We start from the raw sequence: 16911 nt of genomic DNA, 5'->3' as shown, positions 1-16911 counted from the left end.
AACATGAAAAAGCCCACGCTGCGTGGGCTTTGATTCCAAAGGACTGTGGTTCAAGAAGCACTTTTCAGGGCAGGAGGAGCAAAGGCTTCAAGCTCATCCTCCACCGCTTCGATTATTCGCTCGACATCGGCGGCGTTCATCACGGTAGCGCAGGGAATTCCGGCAATGGCGATCATGGTCTCGCCACTGGCACGATCAAACAACCGGGCAATCATGCTGTCCGGGGCATCCATGCTCGCCTCGAATCCCATGGGATGAAAATACCAGCGCATCAGCTGGCAGGCGTTTGGAAACGTAACCTTGCTCAACGACACTCTATTCATGTGCTGCCCGCCTTGTTCATCGAGCGCGTCCGTTAGCCCGTGTTTAGGAGGGATGGGCCCTCATTGGCCCAACCGTTTGAATTTTAAAAATAGCACTCGTTGGTGAAAGGACCGTGAAATCTTTAAGGCCGTTTGGCGATTGAAGCGCTGTCATTGATCTGGATCATGTTTTGTAGGGCATCGGGCGGAGCGCCGCTGATGCTCGTTGCGTCAACCGGCATCGGTTTCAGCTATGACGTCTACGGCACCAAGGTGTATCCGAGCCCGGAAATGATCGACAAGCTGTTTGTCCATCCCGCTGAACATCGACCGGGTTCGTACACGGTTGGGGAACAAGATTTGGACGGGGAGTTGAGGGGTTACATCCGGTTGAGCTTTGCGCCAGCCTGAATGTCGTCAACGTTGTAAGTTCTGAGCCTCCTATGAATGGATGAAGGGGCAAGGAATGCCTGTTTCAACGAAGGCTGGGCGATTGCGCAAGGGACGGGTGTCGGAGGTTGGGCGGATTTATTTGCTGACTACAGTCGTCTATCAGCGCCGTGCGGTTTTTGCGGATTGGCGCTTGGGGCGGTTGGTCGTGGAGCAACTTAAGCTTGTTCAGGAAGATGGCTGGGCAGACTTCTTGACCTGGGTCGTGATGCCAGATCATTTTCATTGTGTGCTTGAACTGCGAGAAAAGACGTTGGCGCAAGTGATGTGTCGTATCAAGTCGCGCAGTAGTTTGGCGGTGAATCAGGCATTGGGGCGTAAAGGGCGTTTGTGGCAGAAGGGGTATCACGATCGCGCTGTTCGCAAGGGTGAAGACGTGAAAACCCTTGCACGATACGTCATTCAAAACCCGATTCGTGCCGGGTTGGTTGAGCGGGCGCATGATTATCCGTTATGGGATGCGTGCTGGCTCTAATACCGAGGCGCCTGGTTTACGACTGCTGCGCAGCCGAACGCGGCCTGCGGCCGCTGCTACAGGGGTATGTGCGCACCGCAGCTTTTGTAGCAGCTGACGCAGCCGGCGTTCGAGTCGGTCCGCGTTCGGGCGAAGCGCTCGCCAATGCGGGCGACTCGGTGAATCTGACGCACCGCAGCGTCTGGTTTTAACGACTGCTGCGCAGCCGAACGCGGCCTGCGGCCGCTGCTACAGGGTTGTGTACGCCGCAGCTTTTGTAGCAGCTGGCGCAGCCGGCGTTCGAGTCGGTCCGCGTTCGGGCGAAGCGCTCGCCAATACGGGCGACTCGGTGAATCTGACGCACCGCAGGGTATGGTTTTCGAATGTTTCGTAAACCCCGCAGTTGATGCACTTTTACTTGAGCATTTACGGCATGTTTTGTGTGCACCTAGAGGCACATAAAACTGCGACGTAGCAATCAAATACAACTGTACTGTTATTTAATATTTAAATAGATCATTGTCCGACAATCCATCAAGGGGATTGAACTACAAAGATTATTTCGACCCGCCGGTCATTGTTTTCGGGAGTTTTGTGGAGCAGTTCAATTTGACGTCAAAAAAGTAGTAGACGTTTGATTTCGAAATGTGTCAGCTTTCTTACGCCTTCATTGGGCGAGTGATAGGACGATCTCGCCAGAGATTGTCGCTGTCTGACAAAAACTGTTCCATTGCTAAACAAGGAAGTGTGTTTATGTCGAAAGTAAAAGTGAACGCTATTGACTCACTGGCCGCCACAAGTAGCGCCTGGTCGCAGATCGATAGTTTCAGCCATCAGTATGACCGTGGCGGCAATCTTACGGTCAATGGCAAACCCTCCTACTCGGTAGATCAAGCGGCGACTCAACTGTTGCGAGATGGCTATGCTTGGCACGATCTCAACGGCAGCGGCAAGATCGAACTCACCTACACGTTTCTGACGGCCCCGACGTCGAATTTCAGCGGCCTGGGTGTTACTGGTTTCAGTCAGTTCAGTGCCTTGCAGAAATCTCAGGCCGTGCTCGCCATGCAATCCTGGGGCGACGTTGCCAATGTCACCTTCACTGAAGCCGCCAAGGGCGGTGACGGTCACATGACTTTCGGCAACTACAGTGGCGGCCAGGAAGGTGCGGCCGCGTTTGCCTTCCTGCCTGGCAGCGAGCCTGGCTATGACGGCCAGTCGTGGTACCTGACCGGCAGTGGCTACAACGTCAACAAGACCCCGGGCGTGAACAACTACGGTCGTCAGACCCTGACTCACGAAATCGGCCACACCCTCGGTCTGTCTCACCCTGGCGACTACAACGCCGGCGAAGGCACTCCGTCTTACAACGACGCCGTCTATGGCCAGGACACGCGCGGCTACAGCCTCATGAGTTACTGGAGTGAAAGCAACACCAACCAGAACTTCAGCAAGGGCGGTGTCGAGGCTTATTCGTCCGGTCCGTTGATGGACGATATCGCTGCGGTGCAGAAGCTCTACGGCGCCAACATGAGCACCCGTACCGGTGACACCACCTATGGCTTCAACTCCAACGCCGGCCGCGATTTCTACAGCGCGACCTCGTCGTCGGACAAAGTCGTGTTCTCGGTGTGGGACGCGGGCGGCAAGGACACCCTGGATTTCTCCGGCTTTACCCAAAACCAGAAGATCAACCTCAATGAGGCCTCGTTCTCCGACGTTGGTGGCCTGGTAGGCAACGTTTCCATTGCCAAGGGTGTGATCATCGAGAACGCCATCGGCGGTTCGGGTAACGATCTGCTGATCGGTAACAGCGTGGCCAACGAGCTCAAGGGCGGTGCCGGCAACGACATCATCTACGGTGCCGGTGGCGCGGACAAACTCTGGGGTGGCAGCGGTTCCGACACCTTCGTGTTTGCAGCAAGCTCCGACTCCAAGCCGGGGGCGGCCGATCAGATCCTCGATTTCACCAGCGGTCTGGACAAAATCGACCTGAGTGCCATTACCAACGGCGCAGGCCTGCACTTCGTGAATTCGTTCACCGGTGCAGCGGGCGACGCGGTATTGAGCTCGATCTCCGGTGGCAGCAGCCTTGCCATCGACTTCTCCGGGCATGGCGTGGCTGATTTCCTGGTCACCACCATTGGCCAGGCAGCTACCACGGACATCGTGGCCTGAGTCGATGACTATGGGGGCAGCGCATCTGCGCTGCCCTTTGTCCTTGCCAGCGCCGCTGCAGTAGGCGAGCCTGCATAGGCTACAACCTGGAACGAAGCACCTTATGACCCATAACGCCTTTACCTACAGGGCAATGGCGTGGCTGATTGCCACGCTGATGATGTTTTCTGGAGATGTAGTCATGGCAAGCAGCCTGAGATTAGCGGACCCGTCAGAACTGGCCGGGCAATGGCAGGTTTACCTGACGGCACAGCCGCAGAACACCTGTTCACTGGAACTTGTGCAAAATCAAACATTGGCGGGCGATATTCAATGCCTCGCCGGTTGGCTGAGTGAAACACCTGTCGGTTGGTTCCCGGAACCCGACGGTATATCGCTGACCGGTAAAGAAGGTTCAAGAATTATTCATCTTGGCCGACAGCAGGAAGGGCGCTACGAAAGTACCAAACACTCTGATCCGCAGATTGTCCTGCAACGCGCTCCAGACTAAGAACACCAGGGTAAGTCGAGTCTTTTCCAGTCATGGAATAACGACTCCCTCACAGTTTTTTGCTGACCGGTAAATAACCTGAACTCTATATCGTCATGACATAGAGTTCGTTCGCTTGTCAGTTGCATTATTAAAAGCATGCCCCCGCCAGAGTGGGGGCAGTTTATTGGAACCGTGTCGAACTACCGCGCGGGCTATCAGCTCAGGGAAGATCAATGAGAATGGCGAAGACCACTCCCACTGCACCGCTATTGAAGGCGCTGGGCGACTATAAAAGTATTTTGATCAGCGTCGGTTGTTTCACCGCATTGATCAACGTACTGATGTTAGTGCCGTCGATTTACATGCTCCAGGTTTATGACCGGGTACTCTCCTCGCAGAATGAAACTACCCTGGCCATGCTGTCGCTGATGGTGGTGGGCTTTTTCGCGTTTATCGGTTTGCTGGAGACCGTGCGCAGCTTCATCGTGATTCGCATCGGCAGCCAACTGGAGCGACGTTTCAATCTGCGGGTCTATCAGGCCGCATTCGAGCGCAACCTGTTCAAGGGCGAGGGCAACGCCGGCCAATCGTTGGGCGATCTGACCCACATTCGCCAGTTCGTCACGGGACCTGCGCTGTTCGCGTTCTTCGATGCACCGTGGTTTCCGGTCTACCTGTTCGTGATTTATCTGTTCAACGTCTGGCTTGGGGTATTCGCTACCGTCGGCGCGGTGCTGTTGATCAGTCTGGCATTCCTCAATGAAGCGATCACCAAAAAGCCCTTGGGTGAAGCTGGCGGTTACTCGCAACGGTCCACGCAACTGGCCACCAGTCACCTGCACAACGCCGAGACCATCCAGGCGATGGGCATGCTTGGAGCGTTGCGCAAACGCTGGTTCCAGGTGCATTCACGTTTTCTCGGCTTGCAGAACCAGGCCAGCGATACCGGTGCGGTCATCAGCTCCTTGAGCAAGACCCTGCGTCTGTGCCTGCAATCACTGGTGCTGGGGCTGGGCGCCTTGCTGGTGATCAAGGGTGAGATGACCGCCGGGATGATGATCGCCGGTTCCATCCTGATGGGCCGGGTGCTGAGCCCGATTGATCAGTTGATTGCTGTCTGGAAGCAATGGAGCGGGGCGAAGCTGGCCTACCGACGGCTGGACGCTTTGCTGCAAGAGTTCCCTCCAAATGAAGACGCCATGGAGTTGCCCGCGCCCAAGGGCCAGGTGACCTTCGAACAGGTCAGCGCCGGCCCACCGGGCAAGCGCGCGGCGACCTTGCACATGGTGAATTTCAACCTTGGGGCCGGCGAGGTGCTGGGTGTGCTCGGTGCTTCCGGCTCCGGCAAGTCGACCCTGGCGCGGGTGCTGGTAGGTGTCTGGCCAACCCTGGCCGGCACTGTGCGGCTGGACGGTGCGGACATCCATCGCTGGAACCGCGACGACCTCGGTCCCTACATCGGCTATCTGCCACAGGACATCGAACTGTTCAGTGGCAGCGTCGCCGAAAACATCGCGCGCTTTCGCGAAGCCGACCCGCAGAAGGTGGTCGAGGCCGCGCAGCAGGCCGGTGTGCACGAGATGATCCTGCGCCTGCCACAGGGTTACGACACCGTGCTGGGCGAGGATGGCAGCGGTTTGTCCGGCGGCCAGAAACAGCGCGTGGCCCTGGCCCGAGCGCTGTATGGCAAGCCAAGCCTGGTGGTGCTCGATGAGCCGAATTCGAACCTCGACACCGTTGGCGAGGCTGCATTGGCCAGCGCCATCGCGCAGATGAAAGCCCAGGGCACCAGCGTGATTCTTGTGACCCACCGTTCCTCGGCGCTGGCCCAGGCCGACAAGTTACTGGTGCTCAACGAAGGCCGCCTGCAAGCCTTTGGACCGAGTCAGGAAGTGCTCAAGGCGCTGTCTGGCGCACAACAGTCTGGCGCACAACAGGAACAGCCACGGGAAAAAACCGTCGCAGCACCGGCCGGGCTCAGCATGAGCCGCCAGTATCAGGCCTCGACAAAGAGCAGCGGTGTATGAGCAAGGACAGCGGCATGACAATCGAACAAGGTTACGCACCGGAGCGCCCTGAACGCGGCGCCGGTTATTTTGCCCGCCTGGGCTGGATGCTCGCCGTGGTCGGCGCCGGCAGCTTTTTTCTCTGGGCCAGCCTGGCGCCCCTCGATCAGGGCATTCCGGTGCAGGGCACGGTGGTGGTGTCCGGCAAACGCAAGGCCGTGCAATCGATGAGTGGCGGGGTGCTCAGCCGGATTCTGGTGCGTGAAGGCGAGGCGGTGAAGCAAGGCCAGCCGTTGTTTCGCCTCGACCAGACTCAGGTCGAAGCCGATGTGCAATCCTTGCAAGCCCAGTACCGCATGGCCTGGGCCAGCCTGGCCCGTTGGCAGAGCGAGCGTGACAACCTCAAGCAGGTGAATTTCCCCGCCGAGCTGAGCAACGACCCCGACCCGCGTCTGGCGTTGGTGCTGGAAGGTCAGAGGCAACTGTTCAGCAGCCGCCGCGAAGCGTTTGATCGTGAGCAGGCAGGGATGCGCGCCAACATCGAAGGTGCCAACGCACAATTGGCCGGGATGCGCCGGGCGCGCACCGACCTGACCGCGCAGGCTGAATCCCTGCGCCAGCAACTGACCAACCTGCAACCCTTGGCGGACAACGGTTACATCCCGCGCAACCGGCTGATGGAATTCCAGCGTCAGCTCTCGCAGGTGCAACAGCAGCTGGCGCAGAACAGCGGCGAAAGCGGGCGAGTGGAGCAGGGCATTCTTGAAACACGCTTGAAGCTGCAACAGCACAGCGAGGAATACCAGAAAGAGGTACGCAGCCAGTTGGCGGACGCGCAGCTCAAGAGCCTGACCCTTGAGCAGCAACTGACCTCGGCCGGCTTTAATCTGCAACAGAGTGAAATCGTCGCGCCGGCCGACGGCATCGCCGTCAACCTCGGCGTGCACACCGAAGGCGCAGTGATTCGTCCGGGCGAAACCTTGCTGGAAATCGTGCCCCAAGGCACGCGTCTGGAGGTCGAGGGTCATTTGCCGGTGAACCTGATCGACAAGGTCGGTAGCCACTTGCCGGTGGACATCCTGTTCACTGCCTTCAACCAGAGCAAGACCCCACGTGTGCCGGGCGAAGTCAGCCTGATTTCCGCCGACCAGATGGTCGACGAGAAAACCGGCGTGCCGTACTACGTGCTGCGCAGCAGCGTCAGCGATGTCGCCATGGAGAAACTCAACGGTCTGGTGATCAAGCCGGGCATGCCGGCCGAGATGTTCGTGCGCACCGGCGAACGCTCACTCCTCAACTATCTGTTCAAACCTCTGCTCGACCGGGCAGGCTCCGCATTGACCGAGGAATAAGGATGTTCCGTCGTATGAGCAAGCATTCCATTCTCGGGACCGCTATTGCATTGCTGGTCTGCACCAACGTTTACGCCATGGGGCCCTTTGAAGTTTACGAACAGGCGCTGCGCAATGATCCGATCTTCCTCGGCGCGATCAAGGAACGCGACGCCGGCCTGGAAAACCGCACAATTGGTCGCGCGGGCCTACTGCCAAAACTCTCGTACAACTACAACAAGGGCCGCAACAACTCCAAGGCCACGTCCCTGGACGAACGCCGTCGCAACCAGACCGAAGACCGCAATTACAACAGCTACGGCTCGACGTTCACCTTGCAACAGCCGTTGTTCGACTACGAGGCATACGCGGCCTATCGCAAGGGCGTGGCGCAATCGCTGTTTGCCGATGAGAACTTTCGCGGCAAAAGCCAGGAACTGCTGGTCCGGGTGCTGACCTATTACACCCAGGCGCTGTTTGCCCAGGATCAGATCGATATCGCGCAAGCGAAGAAAAAAGCCTTCGAGCAACAGTTCCAGCAGAACGAACAGATGTTCCGTCAGGGCGAGGGCACCCGCACCGATATTCTCGAAGCGGAATCGCGTTACGAACTGGCCACCGCCGAAGAAATCGAGGCCCGCGACGAGCAAGACGCTTCCTTGCGTGAGCTGGGCGCGCTGATCGGTACGCGGGATATCGATATCAAGGACCTCGAGCCGTTGAGCGAGTCCTTTGAGTCGTTCTCCTTGCAACCGGCCAATTTCGACAGCTGGCATGAGCTCGCACTGAGCAACAACCCGAACCTCGCTTCCCAGCGTCAGGCGGTGGAAGTGGCGCGGTTCGAAGTGGAGCGCAATCGCGCCGGGCACCTGCCCAGGGTCAACGCCTACGCGACGGCACGCAAGAACGAGTCGGAAAGCGGCAACACCTACAACCAGCGTTACGACACCAACACCATCGGTATAGAGATCAGCGTGCCGTTGTATGCCGGCGGCGGGGTGTCGGCGTCGACGCGTCAGGCCAGTCGCTCGATGGAGCAGGCCGAATACGACCTGGACTCGAAAACCCGCGAAACCCTGATCGAGCTGCGTCGCCAGTTCAGCGCCTGCCTATCGGGGGTCAGCAAGTTGCGCGCCTATCAAAAGGCCCTGACCTCGGCCGAAGCGCTGGTGGTCTCGACCAAGCAAAGCATCCTCGGTGGCGAGCGGGTCAACCTTGATGCACTGAACGCCGAACAGCAGCTCTACACCACACGCCGCGACCTGGCCCAGGCCCGTTATGACTATTTAATGGCCTGGACCAAGTTGCATTACTACGCCGGCAACTTGCGCGAGGAGGACCTGGCCAAGGTCGATGAAGCCTTTGGCCCGCGTAAGACCACCCGATAAACGCCACACCGCTGCACCGCCCCGGGGTAGGGGACTACAAGTCTAATAACGCCAGGAAAGCGAGTATTTATGAACACGGACGTACGTCGTAATCGTGCCCAGCCGATCACCACCGGCTCATTGTTGTTGCTCGTTGCCGCACTGCCTGCAGCAGTTCATGCGGCTTATCTCGATCCGGGGCAAGTGGGGGATCCCGCCAGTTGGCGCACCGCTGAGTACCAGAGCGACTGGGGACTGGATCGCCTCAAGGCGAATGAAGCCTACGCCGCAGGATTCACCGGTAAAGGGGTGAAGATCGGCGCGCTGGACTCGGGTTTTGATCCGAACCATCCCGAAGCCGCACGCTTTCATGCGGTCACGGCCACCGGCAACGACCTCAACGGCACACCGTTCAGTGTCAGCGGCATTCACAACGCCAACAACGACTCCCACGGCACCCATGTCACCGGCACCATGGGCGCCGCGCGCGACGGTGTCGGCATGCACGGCGTGGCGTTCAACGCGGATGTGTACGTCGCCAACACCAATCAGAACGACAGCTTCCTGTTTGGCCCCGGCCCCGATCCGAAGTATTTCAAGGCGGCCTATGACGCCTTGGCCGATGCCGGCGTACGGGTGATCAACAACAGCTGGGGCAGCCAGCCCAAGGACGTCGACTACAAGACGATCGACAGTCTGCACGCCGCCTATGCCCAGCACTGGAACCGCAACACCTGGATCGATGCGGCCGCCGATGTCTCGCGGCGTGGCGTGATCAACGTGTTCAGCGCCGGCAACAGCGGGTACGCCAACGCCAGCGTGCGTGCGAGCCTGCCGTACTTCGAGCCGGACCTGGAAGGCCACTGGCTGGCGGTCTCGGGGCTGGATAAAAACAACCAGCAAAAATACAACCAGTGCGGGATCGCCAAGTACTGGTGCATCAGCACGCCGGGGGCGCAGATCTACAGCACCATCGTCGGTGGCGGTTATGCCAGTTACAACGGCACGTCGATGGCGGCACCCCATGCAACCGGGGCCTTGGCGCTGGTGATGGAACGCTATCCGTACATGAACAACCAGCAAGCCTTGCAGGTGTTGCTGACCACCGCGACCCAGCTTGACGGTTCGATCACCGACGCGCCGACCGCTCGGGTCGGTTGGGGCGTGCCCGACCTTGCGCGGGCGATGAGAGGGCCGGGGCAATTGCTCGGTCCATTCGACGCCAATCTTGCCGCCGGTCAGCGTGATGTGTGGAGCAATGACATCTCGGACAAAGCACTGATCCAGCGTCAGAGCGAAGATGCCGCCGAACACGGCGCCTGGCAACAGACCTTGAAAGACAAAGGTTGGGAAAACGGCATTGCGGCCAACGCCAGTCAGCAGGACCAGACCGATTACGCGGTGGGTACGGCGAGGGATGCGGCTGCCGCGACACGACTGTATGAAGGCAGCCTGATCAAATCCGGTGCGGGCCAGTTGATACTGGCCGGGAACAACAGCTATCGCGGTACGACCACGGTAAATGGCGGCCTGTTGACGGTCAACGGTTCGCTGAGCTCGGCGGTGACGGTCAATGACAGCGGCACCCTGGGTGGTTCCGGGCGAGTCGGTGGATTGATCGTCAACCGCGGCGCAACCGTCGCGCCGGGCAATTCGATCGGCACCTTGCAGGTCAGCGGTGATGTGACGCTGGCCCCCGGTTCGACCTATGCGGTGGAGCTGTCGCCGACCCGCAGCGACCGCATAGTTGCCAGCGGCACGGCGACCGTTACTGGTGCCACCGTCAGCCTTGCGCTGGAAAACAGCCCGACACTGTTAAGTGCCAGCCAGGTCGAAAGCCTGCTGGGTCACCAGTACAACATCCTGCAAGCGGCGGGCGGTATTCAGGGGCAATTCGGTGCGGTAGTGCCGAACTACCTGTTCATCGGCGGCAGTCTCGACTACTCGGCGACGGGCGTGGAGCTGGCGATTCAACGCAACGGCACTTCGTTTGCGAGTGTCGGGCAAACCCCGAACCAACGTTCCGTGGCCGCTGCCGCCGAGCAATTGGGCACCGGCAATCCGGTTTACGAAAGCCTCTTGCTCTCGCCGTCGGCAACGTCTGCGCAACAGGCGTTCCAGCAGTTGTCCGGGGAAATCTATCCGGCGCTCGACACCTTGCTGATCAACGACAGCCGTTACCTGCGTGATGTGGTGACCGAGCGTTTGCAGGCCGATCCGGCAACGGGTGGTAGCGGTTGGGTCAAGGCGCTGGGCGCCTGGGGCAAGACCGATACGCGCAATGACACAACGGGTTCGACCACCTCGATTGGCGGCTTGCTGGCTGGGGTCGACGGCTTGCTCGACGAAGACACTCGTCTGGGATTCGTCACTGGCTATAGCGACAGCTCGCTGAACCTGGACAGCGGCACCCATTCGCGGGCGCAGGTCGACAGCTACCACCTGGGCGCTTACGTCGGACGCGAACTGGGCGCGTGGCGTCTGAGTCTTGGCGGGTCTTACAGCTGGCACCGGGCAGACATCAAGCGCGACCTGCACTACGGCGAAGTCAGCGCCAGGCAGAAAGCCAAGGTCGATGCCAACACCACGCAAGTGTTCACCGAAGCTGCCTACCGGATGGACCGGCAGCCCGTGGCACTGGAGCCGTTCGCCAACCTCGCCTATGTGCACCTGGACACTGACGGCTTCACTGAAAAAGGTGATGCCGCAGCGTTGAAAAGTGGTCGCGACACGCGTGATGCGGTGCTCGGCACGTTGGGCGTGCGGGCGCTGAAAACCATCAACCTTTCCAGTCAGCAACAACTCGACCTGGCCGGCACCCTCGGCTGGCAGCACAACCTGAGCGCTACCCGGTCGGAAGACCATCTGGCCTTTACCAGTGGCGGCCCGACGTTCGCCGTCGAAAGCGCACCACTGGCCCGCGACGCGGCGCTGATCGGGGTTCAGGCAGGGCTGGCATTGGCCAAAGACGTCCGTTTGAACCTTGATTACAACGGCCGTCTGACCAGCGGCGAAAACAGCCACGGAGTAGGCCTGAGCCTGAATTGGCAGTTCTAAAGAACACCACAGCTTTTGTAGCAGCTGGCGCAGCCGGCGTTCGAGTGCGAAGCGCTCGCCGATGCGGACGGCTCGGTGAGCCTGATGCACCGCGGGGCATGGTTTTACGACTGCTTCGCAGCCGAACGCGGCCTACGGCCGCTGCTACAGGGTTGTGTACAGCGCAGCTTTTGTAGCAGCTGGCGCAGCCGGCGTTCGAGGGCGAAGCGCTCGCCGATGCGGACGACTCGGTGAGCCTGTTGCACCGCGGGGCATGGATTTACGACTGCTGCGCCCGAGCGCGGACCGAGCCGAACGCGGCCTGCGGCCGCTGCTACGGGGGAGCGTGGAACACAACAAGATGCGTGCGGATAAACACGAAGGGATTCAAGCAAGTCAACTAAGGAAGGTCGCTGGATGGAAGGTAAATCTCGCAACAACTGTCCTGTGCAAATCGGCATCAGCCGCAAGGCCAAAGCTCTCAATGGAGCCTTTATCGCTTATATGGCGGCGATCGGGGTCGCTCAGGCCGCGCCCTATGTGGAAAGCGCCAAGCTCGGCGATCCGAACAGCTGGCGCAGTCCCGAATTCAACGCCGAGTGGGGGCTGGGCGCGATCAACGCCCAGGATGCCTACGCGGCCGGGTACACTGGCAAAGGCGTCAAGCTGGGCATCTTCGATCAACCGGTCTACGCCAAACACCCGGAGTTTTCCGGTGTGGACAAAGTAGTGACGCTAGTCACCAGCGGTATCCGCGAATACACCGACCCCTACATTCCGGTCAAAGCCGGAGATGCCTTTCGGTATGACGGCACACCGACGGTAGGTTCCGACGGCAAGCTGGGGTCTCATGGCACCCATGTTGGCGGGATTGCCGCCGGCAGCCGCGATGGCAGCCCGATGCACGGCGTGGCGTTCAACGCGCAAATCATCAGCGCCGACAACGGCGACCCGGGACCTGAAGACGGGATCATTCTCGGCAACGATGGCGCGGTCTACAAAGCCGGCTGGGATGCTCTGCGAGAAAGCGGCGCACGGATCATCAACAACAGCTGGGGCATCGGCATCACCGATCGCTTCAAAAAGGGCGGCAAGGACCCGGCGTTCCCGCATTTCACCGTGCAGGACGGCCAGGCACAGTTCGATCAGATCCAGCCGCTGCTCAACACCAAACAGGGCGGTGCGTACCGGGGCGCCATCGACGCGGCGCGCAGCGGTATCGTGACCATCTTCGCCGCGGGTAACGACTACAACCTCAACAACCCGGACGCGATTGCCGGGCTGGGTTACTACGTGCCGGACATTGCCGCGAACTGGGTCACGGTCGCGGCGCTGCAAATGAATCCGGACACCACTAGTCCCAATCCCTACATCATCAGCACCTTCTCGTCGCGTTGCGGTTATACCGCAGGCTTTTGTGTGTCGGCACCGGGTACCAAGATCTACAGCGCAGTGATCGGCGGCACCAACGCCGATGACCTGACCGTGGGCTATGCAAACAAAAACGGCACCTCGATGGCCGCGCCACACGCTGCCGGCGCCACTGCCGTGTTGATGGAGCGTTTCCCGTACATGACCGGCGCGCAGGTCGCCACGGTGCTGAAAACCACCGCCACCGACATGGGCGCACCGGGCATCGATTCGTTGTACGGCTGGGGCATGATCAACCTGCGCAAGGGCATCGACGGTCCGGCCATGTTTGTCGCCGATGCCGACATTCCGCAGGAATTCCGAGTGGACGGGTCCTATGGCTCCGGCCAGTTTGTCGCCGACCTGCCAGGCATTGGTGCGGTTATCGATGCCGGCAAGCCAACGCAGCGGATCTGTAACGACATCAGTTGCGGGTTTGACGTCTGGCGCAACGATATTTCCGGCCACGGCGGCTTGACCAAGCAGGGCATCGGCACGCTGGTGATGACCGGCAGCAACACGTATGCCGGGCCAACATTGGTGAATCAGGGGCGGTTGGCGGTCAACGGTTCGTTGCTGTCGGCGGTCACGGTCAACGACAGCGGCATCCTCGGTGGCTCCGGGCAGGTCGGCGCATTGACCGCGAAAAGCGGCGGCACCGTCGCGCCGGGCAACTCGATCGGCACCTTGCATGTGGCCGGCGATGTGACCTTCGAGCCCGGCTCGACCTATGCCGTCGAGCTGTCGCCGACCAGCAGCGACAGCATCGTTGCCGGCGGTAAAGCCACGATCCAGGGCGCGACCGTGAGCCTGTCGCGGGAAAACAGTCCGACGCTGTTGAGCCCCGGCGACGTCCGCAGCCTGATCGGTCATCAATACAACATCCTGCAAGCGGCCGGCGGTATCCAGGGTCAGTTCGGTGCGGTGTTGCCGAACTACGCGTTTATCGGTGGCAGCCTCGATTACTCGGCGACCGGCGTGCAATTGGCGATCGAGCGCAATGGCAACGCCTTCGCCAGCGTCGGGCAAACCCCGAATCAACGCTCCGTGGCTGTCGCTGCCGAACTTCTGGGCGCGGGCAACGCCGTGTATGAAAGCCTGCTGTTGTCGCCGAACGCGGCGAGCGCGCAGCAAGCCTTCCAGCAATTGTCCGGAGAAATTCATCCGGCGATCGGCACCTTGCTGGTCAACGACTCGCGCTATCTGCGTGATGCCGTCGGTGAGCGCCTGCGCGATGGTGGTCTGTATAACGCCGCAACGCCGAACGGCGCCGAGAACAACGCCTGGGTCAAAGTGCTGGGCGCCTGGGGCAAGACTGACAGCGGCCACGACAACGCCAACTACACCAGCTCCATCGGCGGTCTGCTGGCCGGGGCCGACGGTTTGATTGCCGACCACACGCGCCTGGGTTTCGTCACCGGTTACAGCAACAGTTCGCTGAACATGGGCGATGGCACCCATTCTTCCGCCACGGTCGACAGCTACCACTTGGGCCTGTACGCCGGGCATGAAATGGATGCGCTGCGTCTGAGCGTCGGCGGTGCGTACAGCTGGCACCGCATCGATGCCAAACGCGACCTGCAGTTCGGCGATGTCAGTGCCAAGCAGAAATCCAAGCGCGATGCCCACACCACACAAGTGTTCACTGAGGCGGCTTATCGCCTGGACCTGCAGCCGTTGGCACTGGAGCCGTTCGCCAATCTGGCCTACGTGCACCTGGACAGTGACAGTTTCACCGAGAAGGGCGGTGCGGCGGCGCTCAAGGGCGGCGACGACAATCGTGACGCGGTGCTTTCCACACTGGGTCTGCGAGCGAGCAAACGCCTGGCACTCACCGAACATCAGCAATTCGACCTGTCCGGGACCCTCGGCTGGCAGCACAACCTGAGCAACATCCACTCCGAGGAAAACCTCGCGTTTGCCTCCGGCAGTACGCCGTTCGCTGTGCAGAGCGTTGCCATGGACCGCAATGCGGCGGTGGTCGGTGTTCGTGCAGGGCTGGCGTTGGCACGCGATGTCTCGCTGAACCTGGATTACAACGGACTGCTGGGCTCGCGGGACAAGACCCACGGCGTCGGTCTGACACTCGACTGGCAGTTCTGATTTGAAAAACCGCAACACGTACCAGCAATGAAGAGGCAAGAAAATGGGTGTTTTTGATTACAGGAAGTTCGGCAGCGAGGCCAGCAAGGCCTTGTACAGCGATGCGATTGCATTGACGCTGTATGCCTACACGCCGACTGGCAAGCCATTGGCTACCGGCTGGACGCCGGTCACCGCCGGGCAATTGGGCTATCAAGGCAAGGTCGGCGCCCAGGGCACGTTCTTTGGCGAGCAGGAAGGTTTTACCAGCGCCGAAGCCGAAGTACTGGCCAAGTACGACGCGGCAGGCAAGCTGATTTCCCTCGGCATCGCGTTCCGCGGGACCGGAGGCCTGGGTTACAGCGACACCTACGGCGACATGAAGAACAATCTTCTGGCCGCTATCGGCCCGAAGGATTATGCGAAGAACTACGCCAAAAGTGCCTTCGACACCTTGCTCAAGGACGTCGCCGCGTTCGCCAGTGCCAAGGGCCTGAATGCCAAGGACGTGCTGATCACCGGCCACAGCCTCGGTGGCCTGGGGGCCAACAGCGTGGCCGAATTGAGTGCCGACCACTGGGGCGGTTACTTCAAGGATGCCAACTACATGACCTTCGCCTCGCCGACGCAAAGCCCGGCGGGCACCCATGTATTGAACATCGGTTACGAAAACGACCCGGTGTTTCGTGTGCTCGACGGCACCACCTTCACCAGTTCATCGCTGTACAAGCACGACAAGGTTCAGGACTCGGCGACCAACAACATCGTCAATGTCAACGACCACTACGTCTCCACCCAGATGACCCCGTTCAGCATTGCCAACCCGCAACACTGGGCGGCCCACAGTTCCCTCGGTTATGCCGACGGCCTGAATCGGGTGATCGGCTCGAGCTTCTACGACCTCACCAGCAAGGACTCGACGATCCTCGTCTCGACCTTGTCGGAGTCGTTGCGCGCCAGCACCTGGATCGAAGACCTGGGCCGCAGTGGTGAAACGCACACCGGTAGCACCTTCATCATCGGCACCGACAGCAACGATTTGCTGCGCGGAGGCAAGGGCAATGACTTCCTTGAAGGCCGCGACGGTAATGACACCTTCAGGGACGCGGGTGGCTACAACATCCTGCTGGGCGGCAAAGGGCAGAACGTTTTCGACCTGCAACAGCCGCTGAAGAACTTCACCTTTGCCAACGATGGCGACGGCACGCTGTATGTGCGCGACAGCTACGGCGGCATCAGCATCACCCGCGACATCGGCGCGCTGGTCAGCAAGGAATCGGGGGCGATGTGGGGCCTGCTGAACAAGGACGTTACCTACAACGTTACCGCCAAAGGTTTGTTGGCCGGCACCGAGCTGACTCACTACAACCACTCGCTCAATGGCGATGCCTACGGCAATTCGCTGGTGGCGACCGCCGACGGTGACTGGCTGTTCGGGTTGTCGGGCAACGACGTGCTGCGCAGCGACAAGAGTCAGGTGACGTTCGTCGGCGGCGAGGGCAATGACGTCATGCATGCCTCCGGTGGCCACAACACTTTCCTGTTCAGCGGCGCGTTCGGCTTCGACACCGTCAATGGCTACCAGGGCAGCGACAAACTGGTGTTCATGGGCGTTCAAGGCGCAGGGCAGGGCTATGACTACAGCCAGCACGTTTCGCAATCGGGTAACGACACGCTGCTCAAGGTCGGCGACTACGCGGTGACGCTGGTGGGTGTTGGCCTGAATAACCTGTCGGGTGCGGAGATCATATTTGCTTAAACCACAGAAGCATTAAATGGAACGCCCTGCGCTGCAGGGCGTTCCAGCTGCGTGAGCTATCTCT

At 60.1% G+C, this 16911-nt stretch carries 11 protein-coding genes; 10 read left to right on the top strand and 1 reads right to left on the bottom strand.

Translation table 11 applies throughout. The features are described 5' to 3' along the window. Nucleotides 1–50: 50 nt before the first annotated feature. On the bottom strand, nt 51–323 hold the full coding sequence (locus AC3WK5_RS02970) for a DUF1652 domain-containing protein (protein WP_054597310.1): 273 nt from the start codon (nt 321–323) through the stop codon (nt 51–53). Nucleotides 324–521: 198 nt separating this feature from the next. On the opposite strand from AC3WK5_RS02970, the gene AC3WK5_RS02965 reads away from it, so the two are divergent. The 10 genes from AC3WK5_RS02965 (at nt 522) to AC3WK5_RS02920 (ending at nt 16847) form a co-directional block, all read left to right on the top strand. Next, nucleotides 522–713 (top strand): hypothetical protein, encoded by a 192-nt coding sequence (locus AC3WK5_RS02965; protein WP_103314558.1) that lies wholly within the window; start codon nt 522–524, stop codon nt 711–713. A gap of 55 nt (nt 714–768) precedes the next feature. Then, the gene (locus AC3WK5_RS02960; protein WP_103314559.1) at nt 769–1227 is read left to right on the top strand and encodes an REP-associated tyrosine transposase; all 459 of its coding nucleotides are present in this window, start codon (nt 769–771) and stop codon (nt 1225–1227) included. A gap of 732 nt (nt 1228–1959) precedes the next feature. Next, entirely contained in the window at nt 1960–3384 is a 1425-nt protein-coding gene (locus AC3WK5_RS02955) for a serralysin family metalloprotease (protein WP_103314560.1), read from the top strand. 103 nt (nt 3385–3487) lie between these two features. After that, nucleotides 3488–3874: an AprI/Inh family metalloprotease inhibitor gene (locus AC3WK5_RS02950; RefSeq protein WP_103314561.1), complete on the top strand. Its 387-nt coding sequence runs from the start codon at nt 3488–3490 to the stop codon at nt 3872–3874. Between the two features lie 215 nt (nt 3875–4089). Continuing rightward, nucleotides 4090–5883, top strand: a complete 1794-nt coding sequence (locus tag AC3WK5_RS02945; RefSeq protein ID WP_103314562.1) for a type I secretion system permease/ATPase — start codon at nt 4090–4092, stop codon at nt 5881–5883. 14 nt (nt 5884–5897) lie between these two features. Then, nucleotides 5898–7214 (top strand): HlyD family type I secretion periplasmic adaptor subunit, encoded by a 1317-nt coding sequence (locus AC3WK5_RS02940; RefSeq protein ID WP_103314701.1) that lies wholly within the window; start codon nt 5898–5900, stop codon nt 7212–7214. Between the two features lie 2 nt (nt 7215–7216). Beyond that, nucleotides 7217–8581: a TolC family outer membrane protein gene (locus AC3WK5_RS02935; protein ID WP_103314563.1), complete on the top strand. Its 1365-nt coding sequence runs from the start codon at nt 7217–7219 to the stop codon at nt 8579–8581. Between the two features lie 69 nt (nt 8582–8650). Next, nucleotides 8651–11617 carry an autotransporter serine peptidase EprS gene (gene eprS / locus AC3WK5_RS02930; protein ID WP_103314564.1) on the top strand — a complete coding sequence of 989 codons (2967 nt, stop codon included), beginning with the start codon at nt 8651–8653 and terminating at the stop codon, nt 11615–11617. Between the two features lie 483 nt (nt 11618–12100). Continuing rightward, complete coding sequence (locus AC3WK5_RS02925; RefSeq protein WP_256585103.1) at nt 12101–15109, top strand: autotransporter outer membrane beta-barrel domain-containing protein; 3009 nt, start codon at nt 12101–12103, stop codon at nt 15107–15109. 43 nt (nt 15110–15152) lie between these two features. Beyond that, nucleotides 15153–16847, top strand: a complete 1695-nt coding sequence (locus tag AC3WK5_RS02920) for a polyurethane esterase (protein WP_103314566.1) — start codon at nt 15153–15155, stop codon at nt 16845–16847. Nucleotides 16848–16911 lie beyond the last annotated feature (64 nt).

This window comes from Pseudomonas sp. FW306-02-D09B, from assembly GCF_058782685.1.
This window is presented reverse-complemented; position numbering and strand designations above follow the sequence as displayed.

Coding starts and splice junctions, on each gene's coding strand:
- AC3WK5_RS02925 (WP_256585103.1), top strand. CDS start 12,101: ATGGCGGCGATCGGGGTCGCTCAGGCCGCGCCCTATGTGGAAAGCGCC.
- AC3WK5_RS02945 (WP_103314562.1), top strand. CDS start 4,090: ATGAGAATGGCGAAGACCACTCCCACTGCACCGCTATTGAAGGCGCTG.
- AC3WK5_RS02950 (WP_103314561.1), top strand. CDS start 3,488: ATGACCCATAACGCCTTTACCTACAGGGCAATGGCGTGGCTGATTGCC.
- AC3WK5_RS02955 (WP_103314560.1), top strand. CDS start 1,960: ATGTCGAAAGTAAAAGTGAACGCTATTGACTCACTGGCCGCCACAAGT.
- AC3WK5_RS02935 (WP_103314563.1), top strand. CDS start 7,217: ATGTTCCGTCGTATGAGCAAGCATTCCATTCTCGGGACCGCTATTGCA.
- AC3WK5_RS02960 (WP_103314559.1), top strand. CDS start 769: ATGCCTGTTTCAACGAAGGCTGGGCGATTGCGCAAGGGACGGGTGTCG.
- AC3WK5_RS02970 (WP_054597310.1), bottom strand. CDS start 323: ATGAATAGAGTGTCGTTGAGCAAGGTTACGTTTCCAAACGCCTGCCAG.
- eprS (WP_103314564.1), top strand. CDS start 8,651: ATGAACACGGACGTACGTCGTAATCGTGCCCAGCCGATCACCACCGGC.
- AC3WK5_RS02940 (WP_103314701.1), top strand. CDS start 5,898: ATGACAATCGAACAAGGTTACGCACCGGAGCGCCCTGAACGCGGCGCC.
- AC3WK5_RS02965 (WP_103314558.1), top strand. CDS start 522: ATGCTCGTTGCGTCAACCGGCATCGGTTTCAGCTATGACGTCTACGGC.
- AC3WK5_RS02920 (WP_103314566.1), top strand. CDS start 15,153: ATGGGTGTTTTTGATTACAGGAAGTTCGGCAGCGAGGCCAGCAAGGCC.